Here is a 17,974-nt window from a genome sequence, read left to right on the forward strand (position 1 = left end):
TATCGGATATAAAAAGGGGCAGCGGAAATCCGACTGCCCAAGGCGCAACTAGCACGCAGTTGCTTGAGTGGTAAAACAAAAACTCAATGGTTTAAAATAAATGACCAATTTCTTCTCGGTCACCAATTACAGGCTCAGGAGGAGGTGGTGGGGGTGTTACTACTTCATCTCCGTCAGTAATTATCTTCGAGAGGATTTCATAAAACTCGTCAGTTGTACTCACATTAAATACATTATCATCACCCACACATATTTCTAGTGATTTAGAGGTATACCAGTCATCCTCGTAATCATACCTAAACGCATATGTTTCAACGTTCAAATGCTCTCTAATATGCTCACATAGGCCAGCCGAATACAAAGATTCTGAATAGTTAGAATTCTGGTTTGGATGGTTATCATCACCATCGCTCAAAATCACCATGATTCTTCTAGACTCTCCGGCCGGAAGCCTATTCATTAACTGAGCAGATCGAATTACGCTATGATAAGAACCAGTTTGATTTTCTTGCCCTCCAGAGTTAGAAAAAAAGTTACTAAAATCAGAGCTCATAATGCGTTCTCCAACAGGAGTAGGTGTACCAGAAGACTCACAATAACTGCTATCTTTCTCTATGAAAGTTTTATTAATAACCGACTCATAGTCATTTGGGTAACCTCCTGTTTGATCCATTCCGCAAGCCCTATCCCCATCAGTAGGCACAGCCGCTCCAACGCCTGCAAATGAGGAATATCCTACACGGTGCTCTCCTTCACTCGGCTCCATTGATTCAAGTAAGTCCAATATTTTCTCAACTTGCTCTTTAAGCAGATCCTTTTTCTCTGGACAATTCGGAAAACAAGCTATCCCATCCCCTTCAGGAGACCTCATCGAAACTGAAAAATCTAAAGCGAATACTAGATCTATAGGCGGGTTGTCGCCAGGAGGAGGCGGTGGTGGATCAATTGGTGGATCTATTGGCTCGATCGGAATCTCTTCTTGCTCGACAATCTTTCTCGCAATCGAGCCTCCTGTGGCAGTATAAGTTTCTCCTAATACGTTATTCGCCGAGAACCAGGTATTATTTTCAACTTGCGCTGCTAAAGTATATTGCACAAACTCATCGCCATTTGAGTCGCACGCTGGATTTTCTTCGCACTCCAGCCTTTCAATACCGTTAGGCTGCGTTTCAGCACTAGGTAAATAGGCTTTTAAGTATTTATTTGCAGTATCAATATTTACCGCTTCATCCGTTGAGTTTTGCGCCGTTAGAGCCAGCGAAGCGACTTCAGAAGCTTCTTCGATTCTAGCTTTGTCTTGCATAGCCTTACTGCCATCGACGCCGAGTGCGAAAATACCCAAAAGCAGCGGGAACATCAGCATAAACATCATAGCTGCATGGCCTTGCTGTCGTTGTATAGATTGCTTCACAATCTGCCTCCTACCTTGATGAGTTAATTTGTTTCAGGTTTGTTACCCGCTTCGCGATTACGGAACACTTCCACTTCAACCCTTCGGTTCTTAGCACTATATTTAGGGCTGTTATTTTCCAATAAAGGCTCTTTCTCACCTCTGGAAGAAAGCTGAAGTTGCTTTTTATTTACCCCATGTTCTGCTAAATAGTTAGCGACTGCTTTTGCTCTTTCAAAACCTAATTGATAATTATATTTATCGCTACCCTCTGAATCGGTATGGCCAACAATGGAAATGGTATCTACCGTGTCACCCATTTGAACGGTAAATTGTTTAAGTTGTTTTTTGCTACTATCAGATAAAACAGCGCTATCAAATTCGAATTGAGTGATGCTAATACGATCAACTTCCGATTCTGTCGCCTCTTCTTTTTCAGCTAAAATAGATTCGCACTCTTTCCAACCTTGGCTTACAGAATTTAATACATGAGTGTTTGTTCTATTATCGGAATCGGATTGTATATATTCGAATGCACCTTGTCGGTTATTGATTGTTACTGAATCGCCAATTTGAACACGGTGAGTCACCCCGTTTTCTACATAGCATTTCTCTTGTAGTTCTACCGCATCAACGTCATCTATTTGGCTCGTCCATCCAATTACAGGCGCAACGATCCCCACAAAGAGCACTATCTGCTTCTTCATATTTATTTCTCTTAATAAGTCGTATTTGTTATCTACTAAAAATTAGGAATACTTTACCGGCCTAGCATTACCGATGAAGAGGACACTTCACTATAATTCTGGCCTAAAAGGCTGCCGAAAATATTCGGTGTGTCGTAGCACACGGTCACTCGGTAAACACTAGCCTGCCTATCCCATGTGGTAACTACCGAAAGATCTTCTAAATCCCCCCCTCCGATTTCACAGCCAGAGCCGTATGTTCGGTGTTCTCCAGGCTCTCCAATATCCGAGAAAGTTAGAGATTCAACTACAACACCTACTTTACTACTCGCTGCATTTCCAGCCATTCGAGTCAACGAGCTTTTTGCAATTCGAGTAATTGAGTTCGCTTCAGCACTTGTGACATCGTAAACCTCTTTCTCATACAATTGGGTGCGTTCTTTTAATACATTCACCAGTGAGTATGAAAGCCTATCTAGCTTTCCTTTGTAAGACATTTTAGTGACAATATCAGCACCAAACGCAAACAGTAAACAAAGCACAAAACCCATAATGGCAAATTCCAATACAAAGGTGCCTCGCTGCTTAGATATCGATTTCGAACGCATCTCTTTCATACTCCTGGATTACAATGACTTCACGTTTAAGCAAACTGGTGACATCAAACAGCTTGGAAAATATCGTCGAAAAATCGTAGGTTAAATGGTAAACCGCGATAGAACTGTTGGCAGCATTGCCGCATGTTGCAACCGAACTGCTTCCACTGCATCGGCCTGTGTAACTTTCTAGTGCAGAAACAGAGCCTAAGTATTGGATTGATAACTTGTATTTCGATCGATCAAGCACCCCTTCCCAACCACTGGTGTGCTTTTCTACAATATCGATAAAAGTAGAACCATACTCACCTTCTCGAATTTTGCTGTCTCCTGCGGCTTCGGCAATAATGAGGTCATTGGTTGCCGAAATAAAAGACATATAGCTGATTTCAACCCAAGCCATCAATACCAACCACAATAGGAAGAAGCCTAAACAGAATTCAAGAGAAGCTATAAAGCCTTTTTGGTTTGAACGACGCATTTTTCTTAGCCCTGTTGAAACTTCATTTCCAGTTCTTGCATGGTTTTATACATTCTCTTTACTTCCGAGCTACTATATTCAGAAGATAAAATACTTTTTACTTTTTCAAACTCTCCGTTTTTCGATAGCGCGATAAGTAAATTTGTTTTCACTTTTGCGTCTGGTTCTGATTGATAAATCGGTGACAAAAGATCAACAGCTTTGTGGTAATCCCCCCCTATCATTTCTAACACGGCCAAGTTATTTTGGGCTTCTACTCGGCTACCATTCCCTCGTTTTGATAGCTCAAAGTAGTGTTTAGCGGTAATAAAGTTTCCTTCGCTAGCGTACACCACTCCTAAGTAATTACTTATTGCAGCGTTTTGCTCGCTTTTAAAATACGCTTTCTCTGCGTAGATTATTGCCTGATCTGAATTCTCTAGTTCAAAGTAAGACTTTGAAGTTAAGTACAAAGACTTAGGAGTGACCGCATCCTTGGAAATGTTTTCCAAAGTATGTAGAGCCGATTCAGGATCACCATAATTTAAATAAGCCTCGGCTAAGTTTTCTAGATTAATCGTAGAGTCATCTTCTTCTACTTTATGCTTATAAAAAGTAATCAACTCTGCATTATTATCGGTACTCTTAAGTAAAGACTCACGAATTTGCTCGCTACTGTATTGATTTGCAGATGAACACCCCGTTAACACTAAGGCTACTACTGCGAGTTTTAGTATATTCTTAAACACCTAATACAATCCTCATTACGCCAGGAGCCGCCACCAAAATAACGACTGGCATTAAAATAAACAAAATAAGGGGCACCGACATTTTTGCCGATAGCTTGCCGATTTTCTCTTCTAGATTAAGCATTCGCACTTCGCGAATATCCGAAGAAAGGTTATCTAACATGTCACTGATCGAACTACCGTACTGAAGACTTTGCTTTAGTGTCATAACAAAACTTCTGACTTCGCCAGTCGGTACATCTTCGTAGATTTCATCGAGTGCTCTAGGTAACCCGATAACTCGCGACCTACTATTCACCTTTGTTAATAGTTGGGAAACATCCCGATCAAATCCTTTCATCTCTTTGGCTAAATGGCCCATTGAAGACTCAATGGTCATACCGGTTTGCACACAAACGGACATTAAATCAATAACATAAGGTAGTTGTTCGGATATTTTTTGCTGCAACGCTTTAGCGCGGCGATCCAGTATCGTTTCAGGAACTATGACAACAACAATTACCCACAATGCACCAGCCGTAACTTGGTTTAATAGAGTAAGATCGGACAACACCAGTAGCTGTGCTAATACACCACCAACAAGTATCGCAAGTTTGATTGGCATGTATGCGTCAGCCAAGCGTGAGTTATAAATTCCAGCCGCATAAAACTTACTGCGATTTTCATCCTTATTATTAGAAACCGCGCTAGGAAGCATTCTCGATAACTTATCTAAATACCTATCGACACGGTTATCACTTTTACTTTCTAATAATGAAAACTTGCGTGCTTTTTGCCGTTTTAATAAAGGAGCAATGGTTTCTTTGAGCATCCCAATCACACCTACGGTGATAGCAACTAAAGAAGCAAATATAATGAGTTGTGAATCCATTACTTTACCCCGCTCAGTAAGCCACGAATCACTAGCATCCCTATAGCAACACTTGCAACAACATAGTACAGAATCGGTTTTCCTGACGAGTGGAACATAACAAACTCGTAATCTGCTGGGTTAGTGAATTTTTGCATGAATAAGAAAATAAAAGGGATTGCCGAAACAATTTTTGCGGACATTCTCGCCTCAGAAGTCATTGCCAATTTTTTCTTTTCTATCGCCCTAGTATTAAACAACTGCCGATTCAATTTCTTTATCACATCCTTTAATGGCCCACCTCGTGAAATGTTAGTATTCATGGTGATTACAAAGAATAAGTAAGTCGCATACGGGAAACGCTCAGATGACTTGTAAAAAACATACTCAGGTGGCTCACCTAGCCTCAATCGCTCACCCATTCGCTTAAACTCGTTCCCAACAACGCCATCTAAATTATTTCCAACAAATATCACCGAATGCATCAAACTTTCGCCAGAACTGATCGCTCCCGACATGGTATTGAGTGCATCTGGAAATTCGTCATTAAAAGCCTTCTCTTCACGCTTTTTTAGCCATTGATAGATAAATACAAAGCACACAACCATAGTGATAAGCGACGATTGTATTACTCCGACGGGGAAAAAATTGTTATTGATAAATACTCCACCAACGACTGATATCAACGCAGCAACCAAAATCTTTAAATGCGCTGCATCTCCAAGCCGTCGATAGGTAGCGCTTAACGCTGACTTAAGCCTTGAAATAAAGCTTTTGTCGTCCATTAAAGCGGTTAGATCAACAGCCTGCTGTACCGAGTCTTCATCCTCCACCAGTGAAGCAAATACTTTATCTTTTGCTTTTTTTTGCTTATGGGTATCAATTAGCTGATAGATTAACCATCCACTCCCTAAAAGGAGCCATAGGAACCAAATAATCATAGCGCCCCCTCATGGAAAGCTTGAGTCAACTGATTGTCTAACCCAAAAAAGCTTGCTTTCTCTACCAACACGGAACTTTGCATTAGTCCATCAGTAACAAAATCGCCTTGCACTTCCCCTGCACTACTGTTGCCACTCAATTTAAACCGGTATATTTCCTCTAGTGTTACATTATCCCCTTCGATACCAACGACTTCTGTAATGCTCATTACTTTTCTTGAACCATCGTGCAGTCGGTTGACCTGAACAATCAAATCCACCGCGCTGACGATGGTGCGCTTAATCGCACTTAACGGTAAGTTACTCGTGGCCATCATCACCATAGATTCGACACGGGCGATAGCATCACGAGGGGAGTTCGCGTGTAATGTAGACATTGAGCCATCATGCCCGGTATTCATCGCCTGCAACATTTCAAATGCTTCACCGCCTCGGCACTCACCCACTACGATACGATCCGGTCTCATACGCAGAGAATTGATCACGAGATCTCGAGTATCAACGCCACCATCTCCCTCTAATCCTGAAACTTTGGTTTCTAGCCTTACCACGTGAGGTTGCTGTAAGTTAAGCTCCGCTGCATCTTCTATTGTGACGATTCGCTCTTGGTGCGAAACATATTGAGACAGCGCATTCAACATGGTGGTTTTACCCGAGCCAGTACCACCTGAAACGAGTATGTTCAACCTGCATCGAGCAGCAATTTTCAGAATGAGTGCCATTTGCGGACTCATCGCGCCAAAGCCTGTTAGCTTGTCGAGATCCATACGGCTATTTTTAAATTTACGGATCGACATAGAAGTACCGTCAATTGCAACTGGCGGTATAACGATGTTGATACGGCTTCCATCTGACATGCGAGCATCACAAGTCGGAGAGGAGTCGTCGACACGACGTCCGACTTCGGCTGCTATTCGTTTAGCAATGTTAAGCAGTTGATAACCATCTACAAAATTGACATCTGTTTTTTGAAGCTTACCCGCTTTCTCAACAAATATGTTGTCAGGCCCGTTTATCATAATGTCACTGATGTCTTCGTCATCCATCAGCCCTTGTAAAGGGCCAAAACCGTGCAGCTCATCAACTAAACTATCTACAAACTCGACCTTTTGCTGTTCTGTCGCCGCCCAACCTTCTTGGAGAATAACGCCATTAACCGCTTGAGCTAGCTGGATCTTTAACTGCTCGGTAGTCACGTTATTTGCTACTTCCGCATCTATCGCTTCAAAAATCTTTTGCCTGACATTAAGGAAAACTGATTGATAAGCACTCATATCACTTCCTTCTTAGTAGCTTGGTTAGAAAACTGTTCTGGTGGAGGCGTTGCTCTCCTAGAAGGAGTGAAACAAAATCATCAAACTTTTTGCCAAAAGTATTTTTTAGTTTATGGACTTCGACCCCATCAATAATCTGTTGAGCAATCCCTTGATCAAATGGCAGTATGATTTCAGCGTTTACGCCAAGGTGCTGGCTAACCTCACTCACATCAACAGTTGCACTTTTTTGCGGTCGAACATAATTGACGACGGGAATAACGCGTAACCCCGATTCAGGCGAAAGTACGGTTTTTAATTGTTTCTTCGCCATCCTCAAACTGGATACTGTCGGTTCGACAACAAGTATCAAAATATCTGTACTGTTCGACATCCTATCAAGCAAAGAGTCACTAAGAATTGATGAAGAATGATCCTCAATAACGAAGTTGAAACCCTTGTCCAATATAGACACCAAGTTTCCGATGGAGCCTTGATACTCTTCGTAGTTAGTATGCTCATTTTCTAATGAAAGAATCGAGCAAGACGAATTGACTCTAGTTGTCATACTCATGGCATAAGACAAATCGAATTCTTGCTGCTCTTCTTGAGGCATAGATGTTCGAGTAAAGTTCTTTAGCCCCAGCATTATGTCTAGGTTGCTACCTTGTATTGAGTGGTCGACAATTAAACTTGGGATCTTTCTATTGCTCGACAACTCCTGAGCGAGCAACGACGCAATAAGTGTTGCCCCGACTCCCCCCTTACTCGGCAATATGTGAATTCTTGTAGCTAATCTTTCTGCGTTAAGAACTTGGCCTACTGGGCGCTCTGATGTGATGCTGTCTACAAGCTTTACAATGTGTTCTTCTTGATTAGGCCAAAGTAAGTAATAGAACCCCATTCTGTTCAGTTTTTCTACCAAGCGTAATGAGTCAACCTTACCAATAACGAGTGCTGGTACACGGCTAGGCAAAAAATGACGCACATCCTCTAATTCCGCAACGTAGTCAACCGCCTCAGTGAGTTCCAGGATGATCAAAGAACATTCTTTGTCGATCAACGACTGACGAATAGTTTTAATGCCAAACTCTTCCGCCTCGGGTGATTCCTTTCCATTAAAGCGAAATGCTTTTACGATAGAATCACTGCACGATTTTGACGTATAAAATACATGTATATTGTCGTTTGCTTCTTGTTCAAACGTTTCTATATCATTTTTAAATATGTCAAACATGTTAATTCTCCACACTTGGTGATAGAGGCTCTTCGCCGTTAAGCATCCGTTGAGGGTTGACCATCGACTTCCAGCGCAACCCTTCTGAACTGCAACCAAGTTCTGACTGATATTCGCCAAACTGACTGTATTCGCACAGTTCGGCAACTACCTTATAAGCTGTTGTTGATAACGTAATATCACCAGCATTAACCTTGTCATTAGATGAACTGGTAAAGATCGCTTTGTTGGTTAAACCTAGTCCTAAAAGCTGCTGCTTTATCGAATTTAGTCGACTTTCCTCTAACGAAATGTGGTGGGTAATTGTCAAGCCATGTTCATTGATTGAACTGTGGTATCGTTCAACAAAAGCCTCGATTTTTTCTTTTGATTCCACTACCTCAAAGCGCTGTGAATAAGTCACTGGGTAGACATCTATAACACTGCCATTTCGAGAGTCTTCGACTTGAGAACAACCACTGACTAACAGCACTAAGAAAAGGTATTTGGTTATCTTACTCATCTTTAAATCCCCCAGTAGAAAGTAACTCTTCAAGCCATTGGTCTTTTGCCTGGAGGTAATCATTTTCAACTCCGAAGAATCGTTCCAGCGTGGTGGTTTCTTTGATCTTTGGTAACTGAATGTCTGCTGTGGCAACAGGTTTTACTAAATTAACGGTTGCAACAATAATCAGCTCAGTTTTGTTTCGTTCCGTACTGCTATTTCTAAACAGGCTGCCGATGATTGGAATGTCACCGATCAGCGGGATCTTGCTTAGGCTTTCTCGGTTTTCGGTATTAAGTAACCCACCTAGAATGAAACTTTCACCATCGGCTAATTCTACTGTTGTTCTCGCTTTGCGGGTTTTAAGTGAAGGCAAGTCATACTCTTCGTTAGAATATTGAACATCTAATGAACTCACTTCCGGCATCAAGGCGAGAGAGATTTTGTCGTCTTGCTTTACTTTTGCGAGTAAGTCTAAGCGAACACCAAACTCTTTGTACTCAACGTTACTTGAACCATCGACTGTGGTTACCACAGGCAACTCGCCACCAACTAAGAAGCTGGCACTTTCGCCCGACACGACAGATAAATTAGGCTCTGCCAAAACTTGGCCAATACTTTCATCACCAATCGCGGTAATCACGCTAACAATATTAGATGCACTAATATCCAGTAGCGGATTAACAAACACGCCAGCAATCTGGTCGGGAGTACTGTAATCCGCACCAATTTGCTCTAAAAATGATTGAGAAACCTCTGCAATCGATAGCTTAACGTTAACCTGTTTTGTTACTAGAACTTCAATGTTATTGATGACATTGGCGTAGGAGCGTGATTCCATAAATTGAGCCTTATGATCAATATCCTCGCCCATTAACGTAAACTCTTCTACGCTGAGCTCTTTGGCTAGCGACTCACCAACCATGGCATAAATGCCATCTTTTTCTTGCTCACTGTAAACAGAACCCGTCAAGACAACCAGTTCACCGATACTGGAGATCTTCACGTTGGCATCTGGATAAATGGCTTTAACCAACGACTCTAGTGATGCCATATTCTTATTGACTGTGATCTTACTACTACGAATGGTTTGGCCGGCATCGTTAAAAATCATAAACGATGAAGCGCCAATTTTTTTACCATAAACAACCACCTTCTTATTATCTATGACTTGATAATCGGCCACTTCTGGATCAGAAATAAATACAGAGCCTATATCCTGGCTGGTAATAAATTGCTCTGATTGCCCTTCAGAGATTACGATATTTTTTGCCACACTTATAAATGGAAATAATGACAATACAATGAGTAAGATATACTTTTTCATACGGCTAGTTCACCTCTGTTCTAGCGGCTCTGTATTCCTTTATCGCCTTAAAGTTTTTAACAACATCCCCTGAATCTGCATAGATGACCTCGTCACCATACGGGGAAGATGCTTGAATAAATAAGTGAGATATGACTTCTGCTAGGGCAATTTCTGTCGCTTGTTGCTTTGTTAATTCAAGAACTACAACGGATTTTGATTCAGAACTTTTACTTCTGTTTTCTACTTCGTTAGTACCTTTTTCTACTTTTAATACTTTTATGTTTCTTAAAACATCGGAAATCGAGGCTGTTTTTAGCGCATTACTGCTATGATTACCGCCCGCAAGAGGGCCTGGACCACTTTCTGTTGACATAGCTAACACGTCGACGAAGCTTCCCACCGAGATTACTCCGCCTTGTACTGCGCTATTTGCCACCTCCAGTGGGTAAGGAATAGAACCCGTTTTAACCGCAATACGAACATAGTCTTCATCATCGGGGTTACTGATATCGGTTTGCCTCACCAAAACACCTGATTTCAGTGTTTTTCTAGAGACAGAGCCTGGCGCGAGTTTTATTTTTTCACTTTCACTAAAACCTTTTTCATTAGCCTCAGTTTGCTTAAGGGTGACGATTTTAAAGTCACTATATTCCAAGGCTTCTCCTTGAGAAACCGGCTCTAGTAACTCATAAAATGTGAAGACTTCTTCACGCTCAGCAACCACAGTACTGTCAGCTTGCTGGGTATTTGTTGATATATTTTGTGACACACCGTATAAACCAATCCCTATCACCATTACGGAAATCACTATTGAAATTCTTGATTTCATTTTCCACTCAAAATAGTTAATACGACACCAAAATTCGCGCCTATTGATATGGCGATCCCATAAGGCACACCATAATTTGTTGAAAAACAACGATTATTGCTATCAAATTTATCAAAAATATATTGAGACAAAATTAACACTAATCCCAAAAAAGTTATGATCGATAATACAACAGGAATAAGATCCGGTTTAATAGCCAATGAAAAAGCACTAAGTAATTTTGCATCACCCGCCCCCCAAAAACCGAATGTAAAAAGTAATATTCCCATTAGTAAAACAATTATCGAATGTAGATAATTTGAATAGCTCTCACTATAAATCATCATTATAAGACAAAGAACAAATACTATTACTGATTGCCTATTTGATATTTTTCTATGTACTACATCCGTATAGCACACCCATAGCGATATGGTGGACAATACTGTCCACCAAAAAATCTCTATATACAAGATTATTAAGCACCACCGGAGTTGCCTGCACCATTAATGCTATCCACAATTTTGCTCAGTGCGCCTTCAAGAGCACCTTCCAAGCCATTTGGTCCGTAGAAAACCGTCGAAACAATCGCCGTGATTGCCACACCGATAATTGCATATTCGATAGCGGTTACACCACTCTCATCATTTACGAATGAAACATATGCATTAAGTGCTTTTTCTTTAATTTTTGAGAACATTATAATTTACCGTCTTTGTTAAAGTTTAATTTCGTGAACTTCGTTCAACAAGGACATTATCTATAATTTCCATCTAACAAAGTCAGAGAAAATCAAATAATGAAAATATAATAAAAACAAGCAGAAACCAGAACAAAGTCATTAATATCAACAACTTAACAGAAATACACAAACAAAGCACACAATTAAATTCAAGAAAAACCAAATTCATACCAAATAAAACCCAATAATTACCACTGCCGAATCATTATCGACAATAAAATCACAAAATCATTATAAAAAGTCAGCCAAAAAACCATTAAAGAGAAGCTATAACAAGGTAAAAATACGATCAAATATATGAGTAACAATAAAATCACACATTAATCAGACCTTAATTATGGGTCTTAAGGTAGGTTTATATCTCAGGTTAGTTATGGAAAGGAGAATCCATGAAGAATATAGTTGCTATCACCATTCCTTGGCTTCAAGTGATGTCAGTTGGAAGTGGTATCGAATTCGGGGCAGTATTAGCAGTTCAAGTTGGTTTAATTTGGATAATTATAAAATAAAAATGGCCGACTAATAAGTCGGCCATTTTTATGCAGCTAATTGAGTTAAGGTTTCTTTATTATTGTTGTTTCTTTGACTATCAAATAGAAATTTAATATATACATTTCCACTTAAATCCCTATAAACCTCATATCCAAGCGTACCCACTTCACTTCTTTCAAAGTTAAAAGCCTTCATTAGTTTCGCATTTTTTGATATGGACTTTATTGAACTTTCTATGATTCTTCGAATAAATGTTCTAGGGACCTGATATGTTGGTTTTTCTATCTTGCCATCTTCTCCAAACACTCCGTACATAAATTGAAGCTTTTCTATTGGGAACAATTTGTCCTTTGAGCTCTCGGACAAATAACATAGCAACTCATAAGTTCTCTTAGTGTGCATATCAGTAAGAGATAAGTATTCTTTGTTATCAATCTTACAGGTCGATTCATATTTAAAGTCAACTTCTAGCATACATGCGAACATAGCACTGAAAGATGCGATGAGTTGGTTGTCTACATATTCAACATGATCGAAAAACTTATGAAATACATACTGGCCTTTTGTTTCTTCAATGCCGAAGGTGGCCTCTTTCAACCTATTAACTGGCTCGGCAATAATATTACTTATATGACGACGCCCTCTATCAGCAAGAAAATGCTCTAACTCAAAGCTTTCTACGACTAGTTGAGAAGTAAATTCAGATGTAGATAGTTGGCCGTTACTAAATAGATAATGAACTTTGGTAAGCAAAATCGCTACAACATCAGCCATTCTTGGGCTCATCGAAAAACTGGCTTCAATTAAGAGTTTAGAGCGTACATGCTGTTGAATTGCAATTGCATCTTCAGGACTAAGTAACATTCTGCTATGAATCATATTTCATCGGCCTCTCAATTAAAATCGACGTAATTATGGAGGTCATACCAGAAAAAGTAATTAGTGGTTTTCCGAAAAATTACATTTTCATCACTCTCGCAACGCTTCGATCTCGAGTGATGCTTCTGATGAAATTGAAGCTCAAACTGAATCAAGCAGCAGCTACTGCTTTAGCCTCCCCCGAGTAATTACGCTACAAACTTGTATATAACGCACCTTGGAAGATGCCCAGATACAACACAGGTTCTTTAGTCATAAATAAAGAACATACTGATCAAAAACGGTGCGGCGTTAGCTTGGTTTGCTGATGTTAAACGCAAACCGAAGAGAACGATTGAAGTAGTACTTACAAAAGGCAGGTATAAAAAAGGCTCCCAACCATTGGGAGCCTTTCGCACGTCAAATTACTGTATACGTATTACTTCACTAATCTTTACTGTGGGTTCAAACCTAGAGTTTGTAGAACCAGTTTGAAGTTGTCTTGGCGTTCTTTAACTGCGTGAACTTCACCACTGATCGGACAATGGCTATCTGGACAACCGCGGTTAACGATGCCTGAGATTGCGTCGATGAACTCTGTGCCTTGGAGGCCGCCATCAACATACTTCTTCAGCTCAGTATGGTAGTTCCAGCTTGCGTAAGGACCACCTTCATCATTGTATGTCTGGACCGAAGACACCCAGTAGAATAAGCCTGCAATCCACTTAATCTCTCGGTTCTCTTCTGAACTACAAATCAAGCCAGGGTTAGAACAGAAGTCGAGATCAGCATACAGTGGGTTTGCTGGAGGCGCTTCTACAACAGTGCCATTAACCGTTGTACCAATTGTATCTGGGTCAACATGTGAACGGCCCATGAAGTGGTTAAGTGTACCGAAGTTTTGGCGACCTGTGGTTTGGATAACACCACGACCCCACCAGCCACAGCCTTCTACTGTGCCGTTAGTATCGCTGCCATCCCAGATAAACTTACCTGCTTTCTGACCTTCATAGACTTTACACTCGCCACGTTCCCAAACTTGCTTAGACGTATCTACGCTTGTTGGTACTTCCATACAGTGGCCATCGTTAGTCCAGCGGCCTACATTGCCATTAACCAGTAAGCCTTGCTCTGCAAGAACCGTATCTGGTGCAGCAAAAATAGGAGCTGGAGCGCCATACCACTTAGCATTGGTTAATGCTGTCACTTCCATCTTAGGATCGCGAGGACAAGAGTACGGGTGGTCGATACCTGTATTTGGATCCATACCGTAGTCGGCGTACTTCTGTCCTAACTGGCCACAGCTCGCAGTCATTGGGTAGTTAACCGGCGCGCCGTAACGAACTTCAGACCAGTTATTCTCGTCACACGCATTGTAGCGAATCGTTTCTTGCATACTTTGCGACAAGAAAGCAGCGATAGCGACTTTTGCATAAATGGCGTTGGTTGCATCATCAACTGAATCATCAAGTAACCAGAACGTATTCCCTGCTACGCCAACGTTGTGCATTGAGTTTAGACCCGCTAGGAAATCGGCCCATTTGTACACGGTTGATGGCGCCCATTGCGCTTGAGCAACTTCATATAGGAACGCCTGATTGTTCATCGCATTTTCTGCGCTTGCTAGCTCAGCATTCAATGAAGCAATTCGAGTCAGAGGCCCGTTCTGTACACTTTCACCTACGTAGTAAAGAGGTACTGTTTCCGTTTCGTAACGAGCGATCTTGGCATTAAGATCAGCACTGTCAGTGTCGAACAAAATCGCGAAGATATTGCTGTGCGCCGCTTTGCGAATATGACGGTCGCCAGATGTATTACCCAAGAAGTAGCTCGCAGCTTGCGAAGTTGGGATTGAAGACAGTAACGCCGGAGTTTTGATGTAATCCGACACTTGTTTTACATACTCTAATGCGTTGTGCCATTGCTCACTAGTTAGTGCAGTCGTTGCGGCGGATTTAGTAAAGGAAACAAAGTCTGCTTTGTTCGTAGAATCCGCTTTATACAGCTCAAACGAAGACAACAGATCCGAAGATGCACCAGAGGCTGCGTTCCATACCGCTCGTTTACCTGAATGAGTATCGTAGGCGAAATCACCAATACTTAGTGTCCAACCAAATGTTGCCTGTGGAGCAATAGCCGAGATAACTAAGTTATGCGCTTGTGCCCAACCTTTAACATCATCGGTAAGGCTACTGATCGCGTTCACATCGATCTTACTATGTGTACCAGTCGCATCTACTGCTGCGGTCAACGCTTGCTGAACGGCAACCGTGCCGATAGCTGCGCCTTTATCGGCCGTGGCTACGTCGAGTACGTCGCTGCTAATAATGATTGAGGAAGTACCTGCAGCGTCAGCTGCTTGAATCAACGCCACAAACGCATCAGTCAGTTTTGTGATATCAGAAAGGTCTTGGCTATTTGCTGCATTCACCGTGGTAGTCGATGGTGCGTCTAAACTTGTAGGGCCCGCGACCACAAAGTTACTTGGCCAACCGCTGACTTCTAGTCGGACTGGATCCATTGGGTTTGGCAATGTCAGTGCAGTACCGCCACCTGAAGGGGTGCTGTTACAGTCTAGGTGGTGGCCCCAACTACTATCGCTACCTGGGACTGAAGATGTCCACCAATTCGCTTTATAAGCCACATCGTCGTTGACCATGATGTCGCCGCCCGTTGCATGGTCACCTTGAGTCCAGTTTGGATAGACATTGAACTCAGCACATACACCCACTCCCGGCGTAGGATCTGGGCCTGGTGTTGGGTCTGGGTCCGGCGTTGGATCTGGGTCCGGCGTTGGATCTGGGTCCGGCGTTGGGTCTGGGTCCGGTGTTGGGTCTGGGTCCGGCGTTGGATCTGGGTCCGGCGTTGGGTCTGGGTCCGGTGTTGGGTCTGGGTCTGGTGTTGGATCTGGCGTAGTACCACTCACTAACTTCCAAGGTGAGTCCCATTCGTTCGCGTAGTTATCTGTAGGGCTTTGGCCTGCGTTAACCCACCACTTGGCTTCATACGTATTACCATCGATAGTGACCTGTTCGCCACCGGAGTAGGTTTTGGTTGAATCATAAGGTTCAGCAGCAAACAAATGGCCACTTAACACTATGCATGCTAAAGACACTGCTATCTTGTTCATCCTAAACATAAATTTCCCTTCTAGTTATCAATTTTCTAGTCTTGTTTCACGTGTTGATAAAAATTAGATGCTTTTGAATTTATAAATAATCATCTAAAAATAAGTTAGCAGCAATCGATACATAATTTTAACAAATCATCGTCAATCATATCGATATGCGGCAAATATCACGCAAATTTGGGAGAATTTTGCCCAGTTAGTTATCGAGTTAAAATAACGTAAGCATTAACTTGCACATTGAAGAGAAAAATGGTGCGAGGTAGATTCGATTTAGTTTCGAGCCAATATCTGAACCAGCATCACAAACTCTTTTAAAACAAAAAGTTAGAGCAGTAAAATAATTCAGACAATGCGGATGAGAATAGGAAGTGTTCTAACTGAAAATGGGAAGAAAGTTGCCATTCTGCGTCGGTTAAAACACGATATTTCGACTTCAAATTAAGGAAGGACACCAAAATAGCGGCGCGGGCACATCGATTTAGAGGCTTTGCTAGCTCTGTTGCAAACTTGTTAACAAAGCCTCATCTATCGTTTCTGCTATGGCGGAGCACATTCAAGCTTATAGACTTTTGTATGGCTACGCTTTCTTAACGTATTTAGCGGTAACTAGCATGTCTCCAGCACCGTCCAGTTTACAATCAAGCTGATGGTCCTTGCCATCGTTGATTCGTTTGATAACAGCTTTAGTACCAATCTTTAATCGAATAGATGTACCTGTCACTTTCAGGTCTTTAATAAGAGTTACTTTGTCCCCTTCAACCAAAACCGCCCCATTTGCATCTTTTACAATCACTTGGTCTTCGTCGGGCTCAGATGGATTCCACTCGTAAGCACACTCAGGGCAAACAAGGTGACTTTGATCTTGGTATACGTATTCAGATTGGCAGTTTGGGCAAGGTGGAAACGACATAATTCTCTTTCTAATTCAATAACGTTATGGCTATGGTAGTCGCTCTTCTAGGCATAGGCGAGCAAAATTACGAGTTACAATGATATACGTGAGATCGTTAAGGTAACGGCCTGAGTTTCCTTGCAGGATTGCCTGCGTAGATACCAGGTTCAGTAATGTCTTTCGTTACAACACTGCCCGCCCCAATCACCGTATGGGCGCAAATTTTCACCGCCAAAATCGTCGCGTTTGATCCAATAGTCACACTGTCCGCAATCTGGGTTCTTCCCCAACTCTCTGGGTTCGGGTTTGGCTTACCACCTTTGAAAAGATCATTGGCGAACATGACACCATGACCAATAAAGCAATCTTGCCCAATCGTCACGCATTCACAGATAAATGCATGAGACTGTACTTTCGTCCTTGCGCCTATGGTCGTATGCTTTTGGATCTCGACAAACGGACCGATAAAAACATCATCTTCCAACGTGCAGCCATAGACATTAGACGGCTCAATGATAGTGACGCCATCCCCACATTCAACGTCGACAACTTTCGCTTTTAAAATTCTGGGTTGTGGCATATCTGCTCCTCAAATAAAAACACGCCACCGTGACGTTTGCCACCAGCAGCGCGTTTGCGTTACTTCTCTATACGCTACGAATCGAGCGTTATTCAAAAATTGGCGCGTCGTAATCATGCCCTTCATCGGTATAAGCAGTCACGATGGCATCTTCCACCAATCCAGTTTCGGCTTGCACCTGGGTTTCAAAAAAGTGTTGGATTTGTTTACGACGGCCATGTGCTGACCAAGATTCTGCATCCTGCCAAATTTCGTTGAATACAATTGGATATTCAGTACGAGTGGCACTTGGGTGATCAATTTGACGTGTCAGAGTATATTGAATGCAGCCCTCTTCACGGTATGAATCTGGCTCTAGCGCCTTCAATACTTCAAACAGTTCTGCTTCCTTACCTGATTTAGGCTTGAACTGTGCCAATACGTAAACTCGACTTGTCATAAGGTTTCCTTTCCATTGGTTGATACAGGTCGATGTTAATCGAATCAAACAGAAAAGCATGGGAAATAACAAAAAGTT

General features: G+C 41.8%; 19 protein-coding genes. All 19 read right to left on the minus strand.

Annotation, left to right across the window (positions count from 1 at the left end; translation table 11 throughout):
* Positions 1 to 91: 91 nt before the first annotated feature.
* Positions 92 to 1,411, minus strand: a complete 1,320-nt coding sequence (locus J4N42_RS08395; RefSeq protein WP_252027428.1) for a TadE/TadG family type IV pilus assembly protein — start codon at positions 1,409 to 1,411, stop codon at positions 92 to 94.
* A 23-nt stretch (positions 1,412 to 1,434) separates the two neighbouring features.
* Positions 1,435 to 2,097: an OmpA family protein gene (locus J4N42_RS08400; RefSeq protein ID WP_252027429.1), complete on the minus strand. Its 663-nt coding sequence runs from the start codon at positions 2,095 to 2,097 to the stop codon at positions 1,435 to 1,437.
* 53 nt (positions 2,098 to 2,150) lie between these two features.
* On the minus strand, positions 2,151 to 2,684 hold the full coding sequence (gene tadF, locus J4N42_RS08405) for a tight adherence pilus pseudopilin TadF (RefSeq protein WP_252027430.1): 534 nt from the start codon (positions 2,682 to 2,684) through the stop codon (positions 2,151 to 2,153).
* On the minus strand, positions 2,662 to 3,153 hold the full coding sequence (locus J4N42_RS08410) for a pilus assembly protein (RefSeq protein WP_252027431.1): 492 nt from the start codon (positions 3,151 to 3,153) through the stop codon (positions 2,662 to 2,664). The genes tadF and J4N42_RS08410 overlap by 23 nt, the downstream gene beginning before the upstream one ends.
* A gap of 5 nt (positions 3,154 to 3,158) precedes the next feature.
* Positions 3,159 to 3,881, minus strand: coding sequence for a tetratricopeptide repeat protein (locus J4N42_RS08415; RefSeq protein ID WP_252027432.1), 723 nt, complete (start codon positions 3,879 to 3,881; stop codon positions 3,159 to 3,161).
* Positions 3,874 to 4,752 (minus strand): type II secretion system F family protein, encoded by an 879-nt coding sequence (locus J4N42_RS08420; RefSeq protein ID WP_252027433.1) that lies wholly within the window; start codon positions 4,750 to 4,752, stop codon positions 3,874 to 3,876. Before J4N42_RS08420 ends, J4N42_RS08415 begins: the two co-directional genes overlap by 8 nt.
* Positions 4,752 to 5,672 (minus strand): type II secretion system F family protein, encoded by a 921-nt coding sequence (locus tag J4N42_RS08425; protein ID WP_252027434.1) that lies wholly within the window; start codon positions 5,670 to 5,672, stop codon positions 4,752 to 4,754. Before J4N42_RS08425 ends, J4N42_RS08420 begins: the two co-directional genes overlap by 1 nt.
* Positions 5,669 to 6,946 carry a TadA family conjugal transfer-associated ATPase gene (locus J4N42_RS08430; protein WP_252027435.1) on the minus strand — a complete coding sequence of 426 codons (1,278 nt, stop codon included), beginning with the start codon at positions 6,944 to 6,946 and terminating at the stop codon, positions 5,669 to 5,671. Before J4N42_RS08430 ends, J4N42_RS08425 begins: the two co-directional genes overlap by 4 nt.
* 1 nt (position 6,947) lies before the next feature.
* Positions 6,948 to 8,162: a CpaE/TadZ family protein gene (locus tag J4N42_RS08435; protein ID WP_252027436.1), complete on the minus strand. Its 1,215-nt coding sequence runs from the start codon at positions 8,160 to 8,162 to the stop codon at positions 6,948 to 6,950.
* Between the two features lies 1 nt (position 8,163).
* Positions 8,164 to 8,664: a hypothetical protein gene (locus J4N42_RS08440; RefSeq protein WP_252027437.1), complete on the minus strand. Its 501-nt coding sequence runs from the start codon at positions 8,662 to 8,664 to the stop codon at positions 8,164 to 8,166.
* Positions 8,657 to 9,973, minus strand: coding sequence for a type II and III secretion system protein family protein (locus J4N42_RS08445; protein ID WP_252027438.1), 1,317 nt, complete (start codon positions 9,971 to 9,973; stop codon positions 8,657 to 8,659). The genes J4N42_RS08440 and J4N42_RS08445 overlap by 8 nt, the downstream gene beginning before the upstream one ends.
* A gap of 4 nt (positions 9,974 to 9,977) precedes the next feature.
* A complete protein-coding gene (cpaB, locus tag J4N42_RS08450; RefSeq protein ID WP_252027439.1) occupies positions 9,978 to 10,784 on the minus strand; it encodes a Flp pilus assembly protein CpaB in 807 nt (268 codons plus the stop codon).
* Complete coding sequence (locus tag J4N42_RS08455; protein WP_353505323.1) at positions 10,781 to 11,236, minus strand: A24 family peptidase; 456 nt, start codon at positions 11,234 to 11,236, stop codon at positions 10,781 to 10,783. Before J4N42_RS08455 ends, cpaB begins: the two co-directional genes overlap by 4 nt.
* A 5-nt stretch (positions 11,237 to 11,241) precedes the next feature.
* The gene (locus J4N42_RS08460) at positions 11,242 to 11,463 is read right to left on the minus strand and encodes a Flp family type IVb pilin (RefSeq protein WP_252027440.1); all 222 of its coding nucleotides are present in this window, start codon (positions 11,461 to 11,463) and stop codon (positions 11,242 to 11,244) included.
* 579 nt (positions 11,464 to 12,042) lie between these two features.
* Complete coding sequence (locus J4N42_RS08465; RefSeq protein ID WP_252027441.1) at positions 12,043 to 12,876, minus strand: RepB family plasmid replication initiator protein; 834 nt, start codon at positions 12,874 to 12,876, stop codon at positions 12,043 to 12,045.
* 433 nt (positions 12,877 to 13,309) lie between these two features.
* The gene (locus tag J4N42_RS08470) at positions 13,310 to 15,994 is read right to left on the minus strand and encodes a cellulose-binding domain-containing protein (protein ID WP_252027442.1); all 2,685 of its coding nucleotides are present in this window, start codon (positions 15,992 to 15,994) and stop codon (positions 13,310 to 13,312) included.
* Between the two features lie 568 nt (positions 15,995 to 16,562).
* Entirely contained in the window at positions 16,563 to 16,895 is a 333-nt protein-coding gene (locus tag J4N42_RS08475; RefSeq protein WP_252027443.1) for a zinc ribbon domain-containing protein YjdM, read from the minus strand.
* A 97-nt stretch (positions 16,896 to 16,992) separates the two neighbouring features.
* Complete coding sequence (locus tag J4N42_RS08480) at positions 16,993 to 17,457, minus strand: acyltransferase (protein ID WP_252027444.1); 465 nt, start codon at positions 17,455 to 17,457, stop codon at positions 16,993 to 16,995.
* Between the two features lie 88 nt (positions 17,458 to 17,545).
* Complete coding sequence (locus tag J4N42_RS08485) at positions 17,546 to 17,896, minus strand: putative quinol monooxygenase (protein ID WP_252027445.1); 351 nt, start codon at positions 17,894 to 17,896, stop codon at positions 17,546 to 17,548.
* Positions 17,897 to 17,974: the final 78 nt, after the last annotated feature.

Source organism: Vibrio sp. SCSIO 43135 (genome assembly GCF_023716665.1).
In the GTDB taxonomy this organism is placed as follows: Bacteria; Pseudomonadota; Gammaproteobacteria; order Enterobacterales; family Vibrionaceae; genus Vibrio; species Vibrio paucivorans.

Bases quoted from the DNA above. Each gene is read 5' to 3' on its own strand.
- J4N42_RS08400 (WP_252027429.1), bottom strand. From the start codon at position 2,097: ATGAAGAAGCAGATAGTGCTCTTTGTGGGGATCGTTGCGCCTGTAATT.
- tadF (WP_252027430.1), bottom strand. From the start codon at position 2,684: ATGCGTTCGAAATCGATATCTAAGCAGCGAGGCACCTTTGTATTGGAA.
- J4N42_RS08410 (WP_252027431.1), bottom strand. From the start codon at position 3,153: ATGCGTCGTTCAAACCAAAAAGGCTTTATAGCTTCTCTTGAATTCTGT.
- J4N42_RS08420 (WP_252027433.1), bottom strand. From the start codon at position 4,752: ATGGATTCACAACTCATTATATTTGCTTCTTTAGTTGCTATCACCGTA.
- J4N42_RS08425 (WP_252027434.1), bottom strand. From the start codon at position 5,672: ATGATTATTTGGTTCCTATGGCTCCTTTTAGGGAGTGGATGGTTAATC.
- J4N42_RS08430 (WP_252027435.1), bottom strand. From the start codon at position 6,946: ATGAGTGCTTATCAATCAGTTTTCCTTAATGTCAGGCAAAAGATTTTT.
- J4N42_RS08435 (WP_252027436.1), bottom strand. From the start codon at position 8,162: ATGTTTGACATATTTAAAAATGATATAGAAACGTTTGAACAAGAAGCA.
- J4N42_RS08440 (WP_252027437.1), bottom strand. From the start codon at position 8,664: ATGAGTAAGATAACCAAATACCTTTTCTTAGTGCTGTTAGTCAGTGGT.
- J4N42_RS08445 (WP_252027438.1), bottom strand. From the start codon at position 9,973: ATGAAAAAGTATATCTTACTCATTGTATTGTCATTATTTCCATTTATA.
- cpaB (WP_252027439.1), bottom strand. From the start codon at position 10,784: ATGAAATCAAGAATTTCAATAGTGATTTCCGTAATGGTGATAGGGATT.
- J4N42_RS08460 (WP_252027440.1), bottom strand. From the start codon at position 11,463: ATGTTCTCAAAAATTAAAGAAAAAGCACTTAATGCATATGTTTCATTC.
- J4N42_RS08465 (WP_252027441.1), bottom strand. From the start codon at position 12,876: ATGATTCATAGCAGAATGTTACTTAGTCCTGAAGATGCAATTGCAATT.
- J4N42_RS08470 (WP_252027442.1), bottom strand. From the start codon at position 15,994: ATGTTTAGGATGAACAAGATAGCAGTGTCTTTAGCATGCATAGTGTTA.
- J4N42_RS08475 (WP_252027443.1), bottom strand. From the start codon at position 16,895: ATGTCGTTTCCACCTTGCCCAAACTGCCAATCTGAATACGTATACCAA.
- J4N42_RS08480 (WP_252027444.1), bottom strand. From the start codon at position 17,457: ATGCCACAACCCAGAATTTTAAAAGCGAAAGTTGTCGACGTTGAATGT.
- J4N42_RS08485 (WP_252027445.1), bottom strand. From the start codon at position 17,896: ATGACAAGTCGAGTTTACGTATTGGCACAGTTCAAGCCTAAATCAGGT.